At 64.5% G+C, this 14,480-nt stretch carries 16 protein-coding genes; 12 read left to right on the top strand and 4 right to left on the bottom strand.

All coding sequences use genetic code 11. The features are described 5' to 3' along the window. The first annotated feature begins 107 nt into the window (after positions 1 to 107). Positions 108 to 1,001, top strand: coding sequence for a GNAT family N-acetyltransferase (locus AWB70_RS18605; RefSeq protein ID WP_053569590.1), 894 nt, complete (start codon positions 108 to 110; stop codon positions 999 to 1,001). Positions 1,002 to 1,027: 26 nt separating this feature from the next. On the opposite strand, the gene AWB70_RS18610 is transcribed toward AWB70_RS18605, so the two are convergent. Beyond that, entirely contained in the window at positions 1,028 to 1,222 is a 195-nt protein-coding gene (locus tag AWB70_RS18610; protein WP_014251105.1) for a DUF1059 domain-containing protein, read from the bottom strand. Between the two features lie 137 nt (positions 1,223 to 1,359). Here AWB70_RS18610 and nthA point away from each other — a divergent pair, with 137 nt between their 5' ends. Genes nthA through AWB70_RS18635 form a run of 5 tightly spaced genes read left to right on the top strand, consistent with a single transcriptional unit; the run spans position 1,360 to position 4,564 of the window. Then, positions 1,360 to 2,007 carry a nitrile hydratase subunit alpha gene (gene nthA / locus AWB70_RS18615; protein ID WP_053569589.1) on the top strand — a complete coding sequence of 216 codons (648 nt, stop codon included), beginning with the start codon at positions 1,360 to 1,362 and terminating at the stop codon, positions 2,005 to 2,007. Continuing rightward, a complete protein-coding gene (gene nthB / locus AWB70_RS18620; protein ID WP_053569588.1) occupies positions 2,004 to 2,666 on the top strand; it encodes a nitrile hydratase subunit beta in 663 nt (220 codons plus the stop codon). Before nthA ends, nthB begins: the two co-directional genes overlap by 4 nt. Then, positions 2,663 to 3,460, top strand: a complete 798-nt coding sequence (locus AWB70_RS18625) for a nitrile hydratase accessory protein (protein ID WP_053569587.1) — start codon at positions 2,663 to 2,665, stop codon at positions 3,458 to 3,460. Before nthB ends, AWB70_RS18625 begins: the two co-directional genes overlap by 4 nt. Positions 3,461 to 3,482: 22 nt before the next feature. Beyond that, positions 3,483 to 3,869, top strand: a complete 387-nt coding sequence (locus tag AWB70_RS18630) for a tautomerase family protein (protein WP_053569586.1) — start codon at positions 3,483 to 3,485, stop codon at positions 3,867 to 3,869. Next, positions 3,866 to 4,564: a 4'-phosphopantetheinyl transferase family protein gene (locus tag AWB70_RS18635; RefSeq protein WP_053569585.1), complete on the top strand. Its 699-nt coding sequence runs from the start codon at positions 3,866 to 3,868 to the stop codon at positions 4,562 to 4,564. The genes AWB70_RS18630 and AWB70_RS18635 overlap by 4 nt, the downstream gene beginning before the upstream one ends. A gap of 7 nt (positions 4,565 to 4,571) precedes the next feature. On the opposite strand, the gene AWB70_RS18640 is transcribed toward AWB70_RS18635, so the two are convergent. After that, complete coding sequence (locus AWB70_RS18640) at positions 4,572 to 5,078, bottom strand: M48 metallopeptidase family protein (RefSeq protein ID WP_014251099.1); 507 nt, start codon at positions 5,076 to 5,078, stop codon at positions 4,572 to 4,574. A gap of 261 nt (positions 5,079 to 5,339) precedes the next feature. On the opposite strand from AWB70_RS18640, the gene AWB70_RS18645 reads away from it, so the two are divergent. Then, positions 5,340 to 5,855 (top strand): metal-dependent hydrolase, encoded by a 516-nt coding sequence (locus tag AWB70_RS18645; RefSeq protein WP_014251098.1) that lies wholly within the window; start codon positions 5,340 to 5,342, stop codon positions 5,853 to 5,855. Positions 5,856 to 5,883: 28 nt separating this feature from the next. Continuing rightward, positions 5,884 to 6,378 (top strand): LEA/WHy family protein, encoded by a 495-nt coding sequence (locus AWB70_RS18650; protein ID WP_053569584.1) that lies wholly within the window; start codon positions 5,884 to 5,886, stop codon positions 6,376 to 6,378. Here AWB70_RS18650 and AWB70_RS18655 read toward each other — a convergent pair. Continuing rightward, the gene (locus AWB70_RS18655) at positions 6,372 to 6,782 is read right to left on the bottom strand and encodes a cupin domain-containing protein (protein ID WP_082378106.1); all 411 of its coding nucleotides are present in this window, start codon (positions 6,780 to 6,782) and stop codon (positions 6,372 to 6,374) included. The two genes, AWB70_RS18650 and AWB70_RS18655, sit on opposite strands and share 7 nt — an antisense overlap. A gap of 214 nt (positions 6,783 to 6,996) precedes the next feature. On the opposite strand from AWB70_RS18655, the gene AWB70_RS18660 reads away from it, so the two are divergent. From AWB70_RS18660 to AWB70_RS18675, 4 genes are all read left to right on the top strand, one after another. Next, positions 6,997 to 11,862, top strand: a complete 4,866-nt coding sequence (locus tag AWB70_RS18660; RefSeq protein WP_053569583.1) for an NAD-glutamate dehydrogenase — start codon at positions 6,997 to 6,999, stop codon at positions 11,860 to 11,862. 167 nt (positions 11,863 to 12,029) lie between these two features. Continuing rightward, positions 12,030 to 12,707, top strand: coding sequence for a CsgG/HfaB family protein (locus AWB70_RS18665; RefSeq protein WP_053569582.1), 678 nt, complete (start codon positions 12,030 to 12,032; stop codon positions 12,705 to 12,707). 22 nt (positions 12,708 to 12,729) lie between these two features. Further along, entirely contained in the window at positions 12,730 to 13,092 is a 363-nt protein-coding gene (locus tag AWB70_RS18670) for a DUF4810 domain-containing protein (RefSeq protein ID WP_053569581.1), read from the top strand. A gap of 9 nt (positions 13,093 to 13,101) precedes the next feature. Further along, a complete protein-coding gene (locus tag AWB70_RS18675) occupies positions 13,102 to 13,773 on the top strand; it encodes a DUF799 domain-containing protein (protein WP_045454679.1) in 672 nt (223 codons plus the stop codon). A 91-nt stretch (positions 13,774 to 13,864) separates the two neighbouring features. On the opposite strand, the gene AWB70_RS18680 is transcribed toward AWB70_RS18675, so the two are convergent. Next, a complete protein-coding gene (locus tag AWB70_RS18680; protein WP_053569580.1) occupies positions 13,865 to 14,125 on the bottom strand; it encodes a hypothetical protein in 261 nt (86 codons plus the stop codon). Between the last annotated feature and the right edge of the window lie 355 nt (positions 14,126 to 14,480).

Raw genomic sequence — 14,480 nt, forward strand, 5'->3', positions numbered from 1 at the left:
CCGCTGTTTCCGCAGGTTTCCGTTGTTCCCGCCCCTCGCCGCATCTTTCCCCTGCACCAAAAACGCGCGACACTGAACGCACCTTCGTTCCGACCGAGGCGCCCGACATGTCGTCCGTTCCTTGTCCCGACCGCGCCACCCCCGACGATCTGCGCTTCGGCGTGCGCCGCATGACGCCCGGCGATGCCGATATCGCGCTCGACTGGGCCGCCAGCGAAGGCTGGAACCCAGGCCTCGACGACGCCCGCTCGTTCTTCGCCGCCGATCCGCACGGCTTTTTCGTCGGCACGTGGGACGGCGCGCCGATTGGCTGCATTTCGGCAGTCGCCTACGGCGATGCGTTCGGCTTCATCGGTCTTTATATCGTCAGCCCGGCATGGCGCGGCAAGGGGTTCGGCATGCGCCTGTGGGAAGAGGGCATGACTTATCTCGGCGCGCGCAACATCGGTCTCGACGGGGTGCTCGCGCAACAGCCGAACTATCGGAAATCCGGCTTCGTGCTGGCGTATCGCAACGTGCGCTATGAAGGTGTCGCGTTGGCGGATGACGAACCCGTCGATGGCGTGACGATCGCCGACGCGCTAAGCGTTCCGTTCGAACGGTTGCTCGACTACGACACGCGCATGTTCGCGTGCGAGCGCGCCGCGTTCCTGCGCGCGTGGCTGGCGCAGCCGCAGGCGCACGCGCGCGCGTGCATCGCGATCGACGGCGACAGCGTGCGCGGCTTCGCCGTGATTCGCCGCTGCGGCACGGGCCACAAGATCGGACCGCTTTTCGCCGACGATCTGCCGACGGCACGTGCGCTGTATCGCGCGCTGGTGTCGGGCGTGCAGGGCGAGGCCGTGTTCCTCGACGTGCCCGAGAGCAATCCCGCCGCGGTCGCGCTGGCCGTCGAACACGACATGCAGAGCGTCTTCGAAACGGCGCGCATGTACACGCGAGCGGCCCCGGACGTGCCGCTTGCGAACGTGTTCGGCGTAACGACTTTCGAACTCGGCTGAACGCGCGAAGGCGCTGCGGCCGGCATTCAGGCCGGTGGCGCGCCGTCGTGGAACATCGTCTTCAGTTGCGCGCGCAACTCGGGCGAGTCGGTGTGCTGATGCACGCTCATCGCGTGCTGCACGGCCGCTTCCATCAGCTCGTCTTCGGTGTCGGCGGAAAGAACGATGCTGCACTTCACATCGCTCGGGCATTCGCGGCAGTCGATGTACTTGCGTGTCATGGCTTCCTCCTCGCATGAGACGCTGATCCCAGTATAGGCCGCAATATAGGCGTCGTACGCTCGCCCCGCGCCCGATGTTTGCACGCGCGCGCGCGCTCCGGTAACGTGTGACGTCTGTGCCACTCGCGAGCCCGCTCATGAGCCACGATCATCCGCATCATCACGAACACGAACACGAAGGCAGCGCGCTGCCGGAGATGGATCTGCGCGTGCGCGCGCTCGAATCGCTGCTGGTCGAGAAGGGGTATGTCGATCCGCAGGCGCTCGATGTCTTCATCGAAACCTACGAGCACAAGGTCGGGCCGCGCAACGGCGCGCGCGTGGTCGCGAAGGCGTGGAGCGATCCGTCGTATCGCGCATGGCTTTTCGACGACGCTACCGCCGCCATCGCATCGCTCGGCTTCACCGGACGGCAGGGCGAGCACATGGTCGCGCTGGAAAACACGGAGGACGTGCACAACATGGTGGTCTGCACGCTGTGCTCGTGCTATCCGTGGTCGGTGCTCGGGCTGCCGCCGGTCTGGTATAAATCCGCGCCTTATCGGTCGCGCGCGGTGATCGACCCGCGCGGCGTGCTGAAGGATTTCGGCGTCGCGCTGCCGGAGCGCGTCGAGCTGCGCGTGTGGGATTCGACCGCCGAAGTGCGCTATCTCGTCGTACCGATGCGGCCCGCGGGCGCCGATCATCTCGACGAAGACGCGCTCGCGAATCTGGTCACGCGCGATTCGATGATCGGCACGGGCCTCGCGCTCGCGCCGTCGCAGGCAACGGGAGCATCGGCATGAACGCGGCACACGACATGGGCGGCATGCAGGCGTTCGGTCCTATCGAGATCGATGCGTGCGACGCGCCGGGCGCATCGCCGTTTCACGCGGAGTGGGAGCGGCGCGTGCTGGCCGTCACGCTCGCAATGGGCGCGACCGGGCAGTGGAACATCGACACGTCGCGCGCGGCGCGCGAAAGCCTGCCGCCCGCGCAGTATCTCGGCAGCAGCTATTACGAAATATGGTTCGCGGGCTTGCAGAAGCTGCTCATCGCGAAAGGCCTCGCGAATGCCGATGAAATCGCGAGCGGTCACGCGCAATCCGCCGCGAAGCCGAACGTGCGCGTGATGAAGGCGGCGGACGTGAGCGCGGCGCTCTTGCGCGGCGCGCCGGTCGATCGTCCGGCGAGCGCGCCCGCGCGCTTTGCGGTCGGCGACGCAGTCCGCACGAAGCTCATCAACCCGCCGACGCACACGCGTCTGCCGCGCTATTGCCGCGGCAAGGCGGGACGCATCGTCGCGGTGCGTGGCACACATGTGTTTCCCGATGAAAACGCGCTTGGCCACGGCGAGCATCCGCACTGGCTCTACACCGTGCGTTTCGATGCGAAGGAACTGTGGGGCGCGGACACGACGGCGTCGTCGGTGTGCGTCGATTGCTGGGAGCCGTATCTCGAATGACCTGCGACGAATCGAAGCTGCACGACCTGCGCGCCGCGCTGCCCGAACTGCCTTTCGACGGCGACGGCCCTGTGTTTCGCGCGCCGTGGGAAGCGCAGGCCTTCGCGATGACGCTCGCGCTGCACGAGCGCGGCATCTTCACGTGGAAGGAATGGGCGCATGCGTTGAGCGTCGCGATCAGCGATGCGCAGGCATCGGGCGATCCTGACCACGGCGACACGTATTACGCGCACTGGCTGAGCGCGCTGGAGCGTCTCAGCGCCGAGAAGGGCTGCGTGAGCGCGACCCTGCTCGCGCGCAGGCGCGTCGAATGGGATGAAGCCGCGCGCAGCACGCCGCACGGCGAGCCGATCGTCCTCGGTCGCAAGCGCGCGCTGCCTGAAGCGACGCTCGATGCGTATCGCGCGGCGATCTATCGCATCGACGCGACGCCGCGCATCGACATGAAGATCGGCGCGGCGAATGCGGCGGTCGTGTCCTTGCTGCTCCAGCATGACGTGGAGAGCGCGGTGTTCGTCACGGCCTTCAATCCGTTCGGCCACGTGCTCGCGCCCGAAGACAACGCGGCGCGTCAGCGCAGCCTGATCGAACGCGTCGGAGAGATGGGACTGCGCGCGCTGCCCGGCGAAGGCGTCGATCCGATGAATATCTGGAGCGCCGAAACGAGCCTTTTCGTGCTCGGCGCGACGCCCGGCACCGCCGACGCGCTCATGACCGGGTTCGGGCAGAACGCCGTCGTGTATGTGGATCGCGCGGGCGTGCCGGAATTGCTGCTGCATCCGGATTATCGTTGAATCAATTAACGGGGAGAATCGCATGCCGCTTGTTCGAATCGATCTGCTGAAGGGCAAGGAGAGCGCGTATCGCGCGGCCATTGGCGAAGTGGTGTACGACGCGATGCGCACGACGCTCGACGTGCCCGAGAACGATCGCTTTCAGATCATCACCGAGCATGGCGCGACGGATTTGATCCTCGATCGCACATACCTCGGCATCAGCCGCACGGACGATTGCATCGTGATTCAGGTCACGCTCAACGAAGGCCGCGATCTCGCAAAGAAGAAGGCGTTCTATAAGGCCGTAGCGGATGGCCTGCACGAACGCCTGAAACTGCGGCGCGAGGATGTGTTCATCAGCCTCGTCGAAGTGAAGAAGGAGAACTGGTCCTTCGGCAATGGCGAGGCGCAATACGCACCCCAATGACCGAAACGACGTCCGCGTTCGACATACACGCCTTACCGCTCCCCGCCGATGCGCCCGCCGACATCCGCGTGTGGCGCATCGCCCTGGACCTGACCGCTCCAATCGACGGCGCAGCCTACGCATCGCTGAACGATCACGAACGCGCCCGCGCCGCGCGTTTCTTGCGCCACGCGGACGCCGCGCGCTTCGCCACGATGCGCTGCGCGCTGCGCTATCTGCTCGCCGCCGAGACGGGCCGCGACGCCGCGAGCCTCGTTCTCGCCGCCAGCGAAAAGGGCAGACCCTATCTCTCGCAACCCGACGCCCCCGATTTCAACGTGTCGCACTCGGGCGCCTACGGATTGATCGCGATATCGCGGGCACGACGCGTGGGCGTCGATATCGAGGAAGCGCCACTGTCTTTCCATTGGCGCGAACTCGCCCCCGCGGTTCTCGCCGAGAGCGACCGCCGCGAAATCGAAGCCATGCCCGAAGCCGCGCGAAGCAGCGGGTTTTTCGACTGCTGGACGGCGAAGGAAGCGGTGTTGAAGGCGCACGGCGACGGCATCGGCGGCGGCGTGCTCACGCTGACCGGTTTTTCCGTGCTGCCCCGCGATGGCGTCCGCTATGCGCTCACGCGCAGCGCCGGCGCATTCGACGCCGTCTCGCTTGCCGCGCCGGCCGGATACGCGGCGGCGCTCGCCTGGGCGCGTTGATGCGCGCTTACGCTGCCTTCGTCTTGAGCAGATCGCGATGCGTGAGATAGAGCCGCAAATCGAATTCGATCTGGTGATAACCAGGCTGCATCAACTCGCAGAGCCGATAAAACGCCTTGTTGTGATCGCTTTCCTTCAGGTGCGCGAGTTCATGCACGACGATCATCCGAAGAAACTCGGGCGCGGTGTCCTTGAAGAGCGACGCGATGCGGATTTCCTTCTTCGCCTTGAGCTTTGCGCCCTGCACGCGCGAGATCGCGGTATGCAGACCGAGCGCGTGACGCAGCACATCGAGCTTGCTGTCGTAGAAAACCTTGTCGATGGCGGGCGCGACGCGCAGAAACTCCTGCTTCAGGTCTGAGCAATAGTCGTAAAGCGCGCGATCGGACTGGACCGCGTGCTTGCTCGGGTATCGCGCGTCGAGATAAGTGCCCAGCTGTTGCTGGGCGATCAGTCGGCGCACCTTGTCCTGAAGCGTGTTCGGGTAAGCGCTCAGGTATTTCAGGTGTTGCATGACGGCCAATTTCAGATGAATACGTTCAATGCCTGAATGCGCAGGCGGGCGTGGGGCGCTCGGATGAGCGTCCGCAGCGGGAATTGCGCAGCAATCTAGGAAACATTTTAGTCAACCGCACGCCGCCTCGCCGCCGTTGTGATCACAGAGCCTGTTTCGGCGCGCGCATTTCCGTAAGTTTATGTTTCAGCCCGGCCCCATTTGCGCACGCCATGCGAACATGCGCGCTTTCCTGACCACGGTGACGACGCGGGTTTCTTCATGGCATCGAGCAAGGCGCATCACGCGACCGGATGGGCCGCGGGCATCATCGCGGCGGCGGTCGTCACGCATCCCGTTTCGGCGGCGCGGGCGGATTTGCTCGCGGGCGTGCTCGCGCTGCTCGCAGGCGTTGCAGGCGCAACCGCGCCGGACTGGCTCGAAGTCGCATGGTGGACGCGCGCGCGCAAGCTGTGGATCACGCATCGCACGCTCACGCACTGGGGCATCGGCTGGGCGGCGCTGCTCGCGGTCTCGTATCATTTTCTCGGGCGGCATCCGGCGGCGCCGGTCGCGTTCGGCTTTGCCTGCGGCGGCCTCATGCATCTGTTCGCGGACTGGCCCAACCCGCTCGGCGTGCCGTGGATCGCGTCGCGCCATTCGCTCAATCTGTGGACGAGCGGACATTGCGATCTGATCATCGTGGCGGCGGCGTGGGCCGCGGCGCTTTTCGTCGTCGACGATGTCTGGTTTCATCATGCCTATGGCCGCATGCTGCTGAACGCGCTGCGCATCTAGCCCGACCATCGCGAGGAGTCTCGTTCTCATGCAACCGAATCGAATCACAAAGCGCTTCTTCCTGTTCTGCGCCGCAGTTTTGGCGATGCTCGCGCTCGGCGGCTGCGCGGGCTTCCTGAACCGCGACGCGATGCGCGTGACGGTCGCGGGCATCGAGCCGCTCGAAGGGCAGGGGCTGGAAATGCGCTTCGCCGTGAAGCTGCGCGTGCAGAATCCGAACGACGCGCCGATCGACTTCGACGGCGTCGCGCTCGATCTCGACCTCAACGGCCGCCCGTTCGCGAGCGGCGTGAGCGATCAGCGCGGCTCGGTGCCGCGCTTCGGGGAGTTGGTCGTCTCGGTGCCGGTCACCGTATCGGCGTTTTCGGTCGCGCGCCAGGCGCTGGGCTTCGCCACCGGCGACACGGTCAAAAAAGTGTCCTACGCCGTGCGCGGCAAGCTCGCGGGCGGCATGCTCGGCGGCGCGCGCTTTTCGGACACGGGGTACGTCGATATGCCGATGTCCGGCGCATCCGGCTACTGATCGTTTTCCCGCGGATCGTAGGGCACGACGCGGTCCGCTTCGTTCGCGTCGTTGCGCGCGACCACGGCGCGCGCCGGTTCCGTCGCGCTCAAATTGACGGGTTGATGCGGCACGCCGGGCGGAATGAAGACGAAATCGCCCGGCTCGTTGATGACCGATTCGGCCAGCCCCGGTCCATAGCGCGTCTCGATGCGCCCTTCCAGAACATAGATGCCCGTCTCGTAGCCGACATGCACGTGCGGCTCGGCCTGTCCGCCCGGCGGCACGACGACCAGATGCATCGACAGGCCGCGCGTGCCGGCCGTCTGCGCCGACAATCCGATGAAATACGGCAGACGCTGCACCGCGGTGGCGACTTCCTGCTGCGGCCGCACGGTGACGACCTTCTGCTGATCCTGCTGCATGGCGCTCTCCTTTCGGGCTTTCATCGACAATAGCCGATAGCGCGTGTCGCGCAAAGATCACGCGGCGCGGCTATCTTAGCCCGACAGGCGCGCACCGCCTTTGTGCAACCGCACATGCCCGACGCGCGGCCAAAAGCCCGCTCCGGCGCATAATCTCCTTGATTCGAAGAGCGTGCCGTAACCGCATCGCAACCGAAAGCCTCGGGAGGACACCATGCTGGTCAAGAACGAAGCGCGGGTCGAACACCTCATCAAGGATCTCCTCGAATTCGCGCGAGGACGATTGCCGGAAGCGACCTACGAGGTCATCGAGCCGCTTCTTCGCTATTACTACGAGCAGGTCGACGTGGAAGACATCGCGAGCCGCGATGTCGCCGATCTCTACGGCGCCGCGATGGCGCACTGGCAGACGGCGCAGAAGTTCGCGGGCGGACGCGAGGTGCTGCGCGTCTACAACCCGAATCTGGAGCAGCACGGCTGGCACTCGGATCATACGGTCGTCGAGATCGTGAACGACGACATGCCGTTTCTCGTCGATTCCGTGACGATGGAGCTGAATCGCTTAGGCCTCGCGCTGCATTCGGCGATTCATCCGGTGTTTCGCGTGTGGCGCGCGAGCAAGGGCGCGCATGCGGGCGAGATCGAGCGCATCGGGCAGGGCCACGCCGAAGCCGGCGACGGCGACTCGCAGCTTGAATCCTTCATCCATTTCGAAGTGGACCGCTGCAGCGACGGCGAGCGGCTCGACGAAGTGCGCGAGAACATCGCGCGCGTGCTTGGCGACGTGCGTGCGGCGGTCGAAGACTGGCCGAAAGTCACCGAATCGGCGCGTGTTGCGATCAGCGATCTGAAAACGCGCGACACGACGCCCGACGGCATCGAGTCGCGCGCGTTCCTCGAATGGATGGTCGCGGATCATTTCACGTTCCTCGGCTGCCGCGATTACGAACTCGTGGGGCACGAAGGCGGTTTCGCGCTGCGCGGCGTGCAGGGCTCGGGTCTGGGCATTCTGCGCGAAACCTTGCGCGCGCCGTCCGCGGGCGATCTCACGCCGCTGCCGCCGGGCGCGGCCGCGATCATCGAGAGCGCGGCGCCCATCTTTCTGACGAAGGCCAATTCGCGCGCGACGGTGCATCGGCCGGGCTATCTCGACTATGTCGGCGTGAAGCGCACGTCGCCGGACGGCAAGGTGATCGGCGAGCGGCGTTTTCTCGGGCTGTACACCTCGACCGCGTATCTCGTGCCGACCTCCGAAATTCCGATCGTGCGGCGCAAGTGCGCGAACATCGTGCGGCGCGCGGGCTTTCTGGAGAAAGGGCATCTGGCGAAATCGCTCATCAGCGTGCTGGAGCAGTATCCGCGCGACGAGCTGTTTCAGGCCGACGAAGACACGCTCTTCGAAATCGCGCTCGGCGTGCTGCGCCTGCAGGAACATCAGCGCACGCGGCTCTTCGTGCGGCGCGACCGCTTCGACCGTTTCGTGTCGTGCCTCGTGTTCGTGCCGCGCGACAAGTTCAACACCGACCTGCGCCGCCGCATCAGCCGCGTGCTGATGGAAGCGTTCAACGGCAAGAGCATCGAGTTCACGCCGCTGCTTTCCGAGTCGCCGCTCGCGCGCATTCATATCGTCGTGCGCGCGGACCGCGGCGCGATGCACGAAGTCGATACGCGCGAACTCGAAACGCGCATCGTGCAGGTCGCGCGCCGCTGGCAGGACGATCTCGCCGATGCGCTCATCGACAGTCACGGCGAAGAAGCCGGCAATCGGCTGTTGCAGCGTTACGCCGATTCGTTCCCGGCGGGTTATCGCGAGGATTATCCGGCGCGCACGGCGGTGCGCGACATCGAGCTGATCGAGGCGACGCATACGCGCCCCGGCGGCTTGTCGATGAGTCTTTACCGGCCGATCGAAGCGGGCAAGCGCGCGTTTCGCTTCAAGGTGTACCGCGCGGGCGATCCGATCGCGCTGTCGCACAGCCTGCCGATGCTGGAGCACCTCGGCGTGCGTGTCGATGAAGAACGGCCGTATCTGATCGAGCCGACGGGCGCGCCGAACGCGTGGATCCACGATTTCGGGCTGGAATTGCAGGACGATGTCGAGTTCGACATCGATCGCGTGAAGCCGCTCTTCGAGAACGCGTTCGCCGCGGTGTGGTCGGGCGAGATCGAGAACGACGACTACAACCGGCTCGTGCTGCGCGCGCAGTTCGGCTCGCGCGACGTCACGATCATGCGCGCGTACGCGAAGTATTTGCGGCAAGTCGGGTCCACGTTCAGCGACGCGTATATCGAGCGCGCGCTGATCGGCAATCCGCAGATCGCGAAGAAGCTGCTGCAGCTTTTCATGGTGCGCTTTGATCCGGCGCGCGGCGGGTCCGCGCAAGATCGCGAGCAGGCCGCCGAACGCGTGCTCGCCGATATCGAAGCGGCGCTCGATCAGGTGCCCAATCTCGACGAAGACCGCATTCTGCGGCAGTTTCTCGGCGTCATCACGGCGACGGTGCGCACGAATCATTTCCATCGCGATGCGAACGGCGAGGCGCGTCCGTATGTCTCGTTCAAGCTCGATCCGTCGAAGGTGCCGGGCCTGCCCGAGCCCAAGCCGATGTTCGAGATCTGGGTCTATGCGCCGCGCGTCGAGGGCGTGCATCTGCGCGGCGGGCGCGTCGCGCGTGGCGGGCTGCGCTGGTCGGATCGGCGCGAGGATTTCCGCACTGAAGTGCTCGGCCTCATGAAAGCGCAGATGGTGAAGAACACGGTGATCGTGCCGGTGGGATCGAAGGGCGGTTTCGTCGTGAAGAATCCGCCGCCGGTGACGGATCGCGAGGCGTTTCTCGCCGAAGGCGTCGCGTGCTATCAGATGTTCCTGCGCGGCCTGCTCGACGTGACCGACAACCGCACGCCCGAGGGCATCGTGCCGCCGCCGGATGTCGTGCGGCACGATCCGGATGACCCGTATCTCGTGGTCGCCGCCGACAAGGGCACGGCCACGTTCTCCGACTATGCGAACGCGATCGCGCACGAATACGGCTTCTGGCTCGACGATGCGTTCGCGTCCGGCGGCTCGGTCGGCTACGACCACAAGAAAATGGGCATCACCGCGCGCGGCGCGTGGGAGTCGGTGAAGCGCCATTTCCGCGAAATGAACTTCGATACGCAGACGACCGATTTCACCGTGGTGGGCGTCGGCGACATGTCCGGCGACGTGTTCGGCAACGGCATGCTGCTGTCGCGTCATATCAAGCTGATCGCGGCATTCGATCATCGGCATGTGTTTCTCGATCCGACGCCCGATACGGCGAAGAGCTTCGAGGAGCGCGCGCGGCTGTTCGCGCTGCCGCGTTCCAGTTGGGCCGATTACGACGCCTCGCTGATCTCGACGGGCGGGGGCGTGTATCCGCGCACGGCGAAGTCGATTCCGATCTCGCCGCAAGTGCAGGCGGCGCTCGGCATCAGCGCGGCGGTGCTCGCGCCGAACGAGCTGATGCACGCGATTCTGCTTGCCGAAGCCGATCTGCTCTACAACGGCGGCGTGGGCACGTATGTGAAGTCGACCGCGGAGACGCATCTACAGGTCGGCGACCGCACCAACGACGCGGTGCGCGTGAACGGCGCGGAGCTGCGCGTGAAAGTGGTCGCGGAAGGCGGCAATCTCGGCCTCACGCAACTGGGGCGCATCGAGTTCGCGCAGAAGGGCGGGCGCATCAACACGGATGCGATCGACAATTCGGCGGGCGTCGATTGCTCGGATCACGAAGTGAACATCAAGATTCTGCTGGGTCTCGTGGTCGCGGACGGCGAGATGACCGAGAAGCAGCGCAACGCCTTGCTTGCCGAAATGACCGATGAAGTCGGCCTGCTGGTGCTGAAGGACAACTACGCGCAGACGCAGGCGCTCTCGATCGCCAAGCGCCACGAAGCCGAAACGCTCGATGCCGAGGCGCGCATGATGCGCTATCTCGAACGCGCGGGCCGTCTGAAGCGGCGCATCGAGTTTCTGCCGAACGACGACGAGATCACCGAGCGCGCGGCGGCGAAGTCGGGGCTGACGTCGCCGGAACGCGCCGTCCTGCTCGCGTACGGAAAGATGTGGCTGTACGACGAACTGCTCGAATCGGACGTGCCGGAAGATGCGCTCGTCGCCGACATGCTGCCCGACTATTTCCCGAAGCCCTTGCAGCAGCGCTACAGCGAGACGATGCAGCGCCATCCGCTGAAACGCGAAATCCTCGCGACGCATCTGACCAATGCGCTCGTGAACCGTGTGGGCTGCACCTTCGTGCATCGGCTGATGGAAGAGACCGATGCGCGCCCGAGCGATATCGTGCGCGCGGCGCTGATGTCGCGCGATGTCTTCGATCTCGACGATCTGTGGCGCAGCATCGACGGGCTCGACAATATCGTCGCGGACGAAGTGCAGGCGCGCATGTTCGTGGAGGTCGTGCGCCTGCTCGACGATACGTCGCTGTGGTTCCTGCGCCATCTGAAGCACAACGGAACCGGCACGGCCGAGGCGAGGGGCCTGCTCGCGCGTTGCCGCGAGGCGGCGCAACGGCTCGCGCCGCAACTGCCCGCGCTCTTGCCCGCGACGCAGCTCGACGCGTGGTATGCGCGGCGGCGCGAACTGGAGGATGCGGGCGTGGAGAGCACGCTCGCGGCGCGCGTGGCGAGCGGCGAGATCGCGACCGCGGTGCTCGACAGCGCGGAAGTGGCGGCATGCTCGGAGCGCAGCCTGGAACTCGTCGCGAGCGTGTACTTCGGCATCGGCACTTTGCTCGATTATCGCGGCATCGCCGAACGGGCGATGGCGCTGCCGATCGCGACGCACTGGGATCTGCTCGCGCGCGCCGCGGCGCTGGAGGAACTCGCACGGCTCAAGCGCGCGCTGACGGTGAGCGCGCTGGAGCAGTCGCGCGGCATCGACGCGCCGGATGTGATCGTCGAAAGCTGGCGCGCGAAGCGGGAGGCCGCGCTCGACCGGTACACGCGTCTTTTGGCGGAATTGCGCGCGAGCGGCGGTGCGAGCTTGTCGATGTTGCTCGTGGTCGTGCGGGAGATGGCGGTGCTGGAGCGGGCTTGATCGGCGACAACCCGACTTGCCGAGACGGCGGCTGCGGATGCAGTCGCCGTTATTTTTAGGAATTTTCTTCCTCTCGAAAATTTTGAAATGCCAAATAATCGTCGGCGTTTTGAAATCGTCTGCTGATAGGCAGTCGATCTAACTTTCCGACGTTTTTGAGGCAATCAATGAAATTGACAAAAGGACGCTTGACGTTCGTCATCGCGTCTGCAACAGCGATCCTGAGCGGATGCGCGACCGAGGCGTCGCGCGCGTTGGCGGTGCCCGAAGTCGCCAGCGCCCAGAAGCCCTTCGCCGGCAAGCCGGTGCCGGTCGCGATCGGCAAATTCGATAATCGCTCGACTTATGGGCGCGGCCTGTTCTCGGACGGCGTCGACCGCCTCGGCAGTCAGGCCAAAACCATTCTCGTCACGGACTTGCAGCAGAGCCGCCGTTTCGCGGTGCTGGACCGCGACAATCTCGGTGAAACGAAGCAGGAAGCCGGCTACGCGAACAAGGCGCAGACGATCCGCGGCGCGAACTACGTCATCACCGGCGACGTCACCGAGTTCGGCCGCAAGGAAGTGGGCGACCAGGAACTCTTCGGCATTCTCGGCCGTGGAAAGACGCAGGTGGCCTACGCGAAAGTGAGCCTCAATATCGTCGATATCGCCACGTCCGAAGTCGTGACGTCGAGCCAGGGCGCGGGCGAGTTCAGCTTGTCGAACCGCGAAGTGATCGGCTTCGGCGGCACGTCGACCTATGACTCGACGCTCAACGGCAAGGTGCTCGATCTCGCCATCAGCGAAGCGGTCAATCACCTGGCCGAACAAGTCGACGGCGGCGTGCTGAAAGCCGCCAAGTAACGCTCGCTTCCAATCGAAAGACATGAACATGAAGAACCACACACTGACTGGCCTCGTGCTGCCGGTCGCGGCGGCGTGCGCGCTGCTGACGGGATGCGCGACCAAAACGCCATCGCTTTATCAATGGGACGGCTATCAGCCTCAGGTCTACGAATACTTCAAAGGCCAGAAGGATGCGGCCCAACAGATCGCGGCGCTGGAGCAGGCGCGTACGAAGATCTTCGCGAGCGACAAGACATTGCCGCCGGGATTCCGCGCGCATCTTGGCATGCTGTACGCAAGCGTTGGCAAGGGCGCCGAGGCCCGCCAGCAACTGACGGAAGAGAAGGAGCGGTTTCCCGAATCCTCCGCGTATATGGATTTCCTGTTGAGCAAACTTCAGTAAGCGCCGAACATGACCTTGAATATTTCCCGCAAACTCATCGCGGTTCTGTCGATTCTCCTGTTTCTGTCGGCGTGCGCTTCTTCGCGCAGCCAGCCCGACTACACGGCGTTTCGCAATAGCAAGCCGCGCTCGATTCTCGTGTTGCCGCCGATCAACGACACGAACGATGTCAACGCGACTTACGGCATGCTCTCCCAGATGACGATGCCGCTCGCCGAAGGCGGCTACTACGTGGTGCCGGTCGCCGCAATGGAAGAGACCTTCAAGCATAACGGCCTGACGCTGCCCAACGAGATTCAGGACGTCGCGCCGGCCAAGCTGCGCAGCATCTTCGGCGCGGATGCCGCGTTGTACACGAAGATCACCGACTACGGCTCGTCGTATCGGGTCATCGCGAACAAGACGCAGGTTTCGGCGCAAGCGAAGCTCGTCGACTTGCGTTCGGGCGAGACGCTCTGGAATGGTTCGGCAACGGCGAACGGCAGCGAAACCGGCTTCAATGTCAGCGTGGGCGGCGGGCTCGTCAGTGCGCTGGTGCAAACGGCGGTTAGCCAGGCCGTGAATGTCGCGACGGACAAATCCTGGGATGTCGCCGGATTGACCAGTCAGCGTCTGCTGGCGACAGGCGCGCCGAACGGCTTGCTGTACGGTCCGCGATCGCCGAAGTTCGGCACGGACTAAGCGAAACGGGGTTCTTACTACGACTGCGGCGCGTCCGGTACCCCGGCGCGCCGCAGTTTTTTTTACGGGCTACATCGTTGCCCGTGACACGTCAGTGCGTGAACTGGACGCGATTGTTCGGATTATTCAGATCCGTATGGAACGTGTCGTTGCGCGGCTGCTTGCGCGCTTCGTCGAAGCGGCGCGACTCGGCGCGTTCGTGGCCGCGATACTCGCCTTCGTGGCGGCCGTTGTCGTGGTGCGCATAAGCCTCACGGTTCTCGTGACGCTCGTGTTTCTCGTAATACGGCTTGGCAAACGCGCTCACGGAAACGCAAGCGATGATAGCGGCGGCGAGAAGCTTCTTGTTCATACAACAATTCCTTCAACGATTCGGCAGGCCGGATGACCTGCGCACGCAAAAAAACGCGGCACGTCACGCAGCGTTGACGTCGCTCACTCCGTTGTAAGGACTTTTGACATTTATTGGCAGAGGAGTGCCTTAAAACAAAGTTATCCGAATCGAATTCATAAAGCGCTGATTCCAATAACACGACGCGATGCCCACTTTGTCCGATTCATGCTAGATGACGAGTAAAAAATGGCTGCCTAAGGCCTTTACATCCTGTAAGTCACGGCATTAAATCAATGAGCGGGCCGCGGTCCGCTTTCGCAGTCTCTTCCCGTTCTCGTGATCTCCATGGCGCGCTTCTGATCGACCGGCCGGT

The organism is Caballeronia cordobensis (assembly GCF_001544575.2).
In the GTDB taxonomy this organism is placed as follows: Bacteria; Pseudomonadota; Gammaproteobacteria; order Burkholderiales; family Burkholderiaceae; genus Caballeronia; species Caballeronia cordobensis.

Excerpts from the sequence above, each read along its gene's own strand:
- AWB70_RS18605 (WP_053569590.1), top strand. The coding sequence starts at position 108 with ATGTCGTCCGTTCCTTGTCCCGACCGCGCCACCCCCGACGATCTGCGC.
- AWB70_RS18610 (WP_014251105.1), bottom strand. The coding sequence starts at position 1,222 with ATGACACGCAAGTACATCGACTGCCGCGAATGCCCGAGCGATGTGAAG.
- nthA (WP_053569589.1), top strand. The coding sequence starts at position 1,360 with ATGAGCCACGATCATCCGCATCATCACGAACACGAACACGAAGGCAGC.
- nthB (WP_053569588.1), top strand. The coding sequence starts at position 2,004 with ATGAACGCGGCACACGACATGGGCGGCATGCAGGCGTTCGGTCCTATC.
- AWB70_RS18625 (WP_053569587.1), top strand. The coding sequence starts at position 2,663 with ATGACCTGCGACGAATCGAAGCTGCACGACCTGCGCGCCGCGCTGCCC.
- AWB70_RS18630 (WP_053569586.1), top strand. The coding sequence starts at position 3,483 with ATGCCGCTTGTTCGAATCGATCTGCTGAAGGGCAAGGAGAGCGCGTAT.
- AWB70_RS18635 (WP_053569585.1), top strand. The coding sequence starts at position 3,866 with ATGACCGAAACGACGTCCGCGTTCGACATACACGCCTTACCGCTCCCC.
- AWB70_RS18640 (WP_014251099.1), bottom strand. The coding sequence starts at position 5,078 with ATGCAACACCTGAAATACCTGAGCGCTTACCCGAACACGCTTCAGGAC.
- AWB70_RS18645 (WP_014251098.1), top strand. The coding sequence starts at position 5,340 with ATGGCATCGAGCAAGGCGCATCACGCGACCGGATGGGCCGCGGGCATC.
- AWB70_RS18650 (WP_053569584.1), top strand. The coding sequence starts at position 5,884 with ATGCAACCGAATCGAATCACAAAGCGCTTCTTCCTGTTCTGCGCCGCA.
- AWB70_RS18655 (WP_082378106.1), bottom strand. The coding sequence starts at position 6,782 with ATGCAGCAGGATCAGCAGAAGGTCGTCACCGTGCGGCCGCAGCAGGAA.
- AWB70_RS18660 (WP_053569583.1), top strand. The coding sequence starts at position 6,997 with ATGCTGGTCAAGAACGAAGCGCGGGTCGAACACCTCATCAAGGATCTC.
- AWB70_RS18665 (WP_053569582.1), top strand. The coding sequence starts at position 12,030 with ATGAAATTGACAAAAGGACGCTTGACGTTCGTCATCGCGTCTGCAACA.
- AWB70_RS18670 (WP_053569581.1), top strand. The coding sequence starts at position 12,730 with ATGAACATGAAGAACCACACACTGACTGGCCTCGTGCTGCCGGTCGCG.
- AWB70_RS18675 (WP_045454679.1), top strand. The coding sequence starts at position 13,102 with ATGACCTTGAATATTTCCCGCAAACTCATCGCGGTTCTGTCGATTCTC.
- AWB70_RS18680 (WP_053569580.1), bottom strand. The coding sequence starts at position 14,125 with ATGAACAAGAAGCTTCTCGCCGCCGCTATCATCGCTTGCGTTTCCGTG.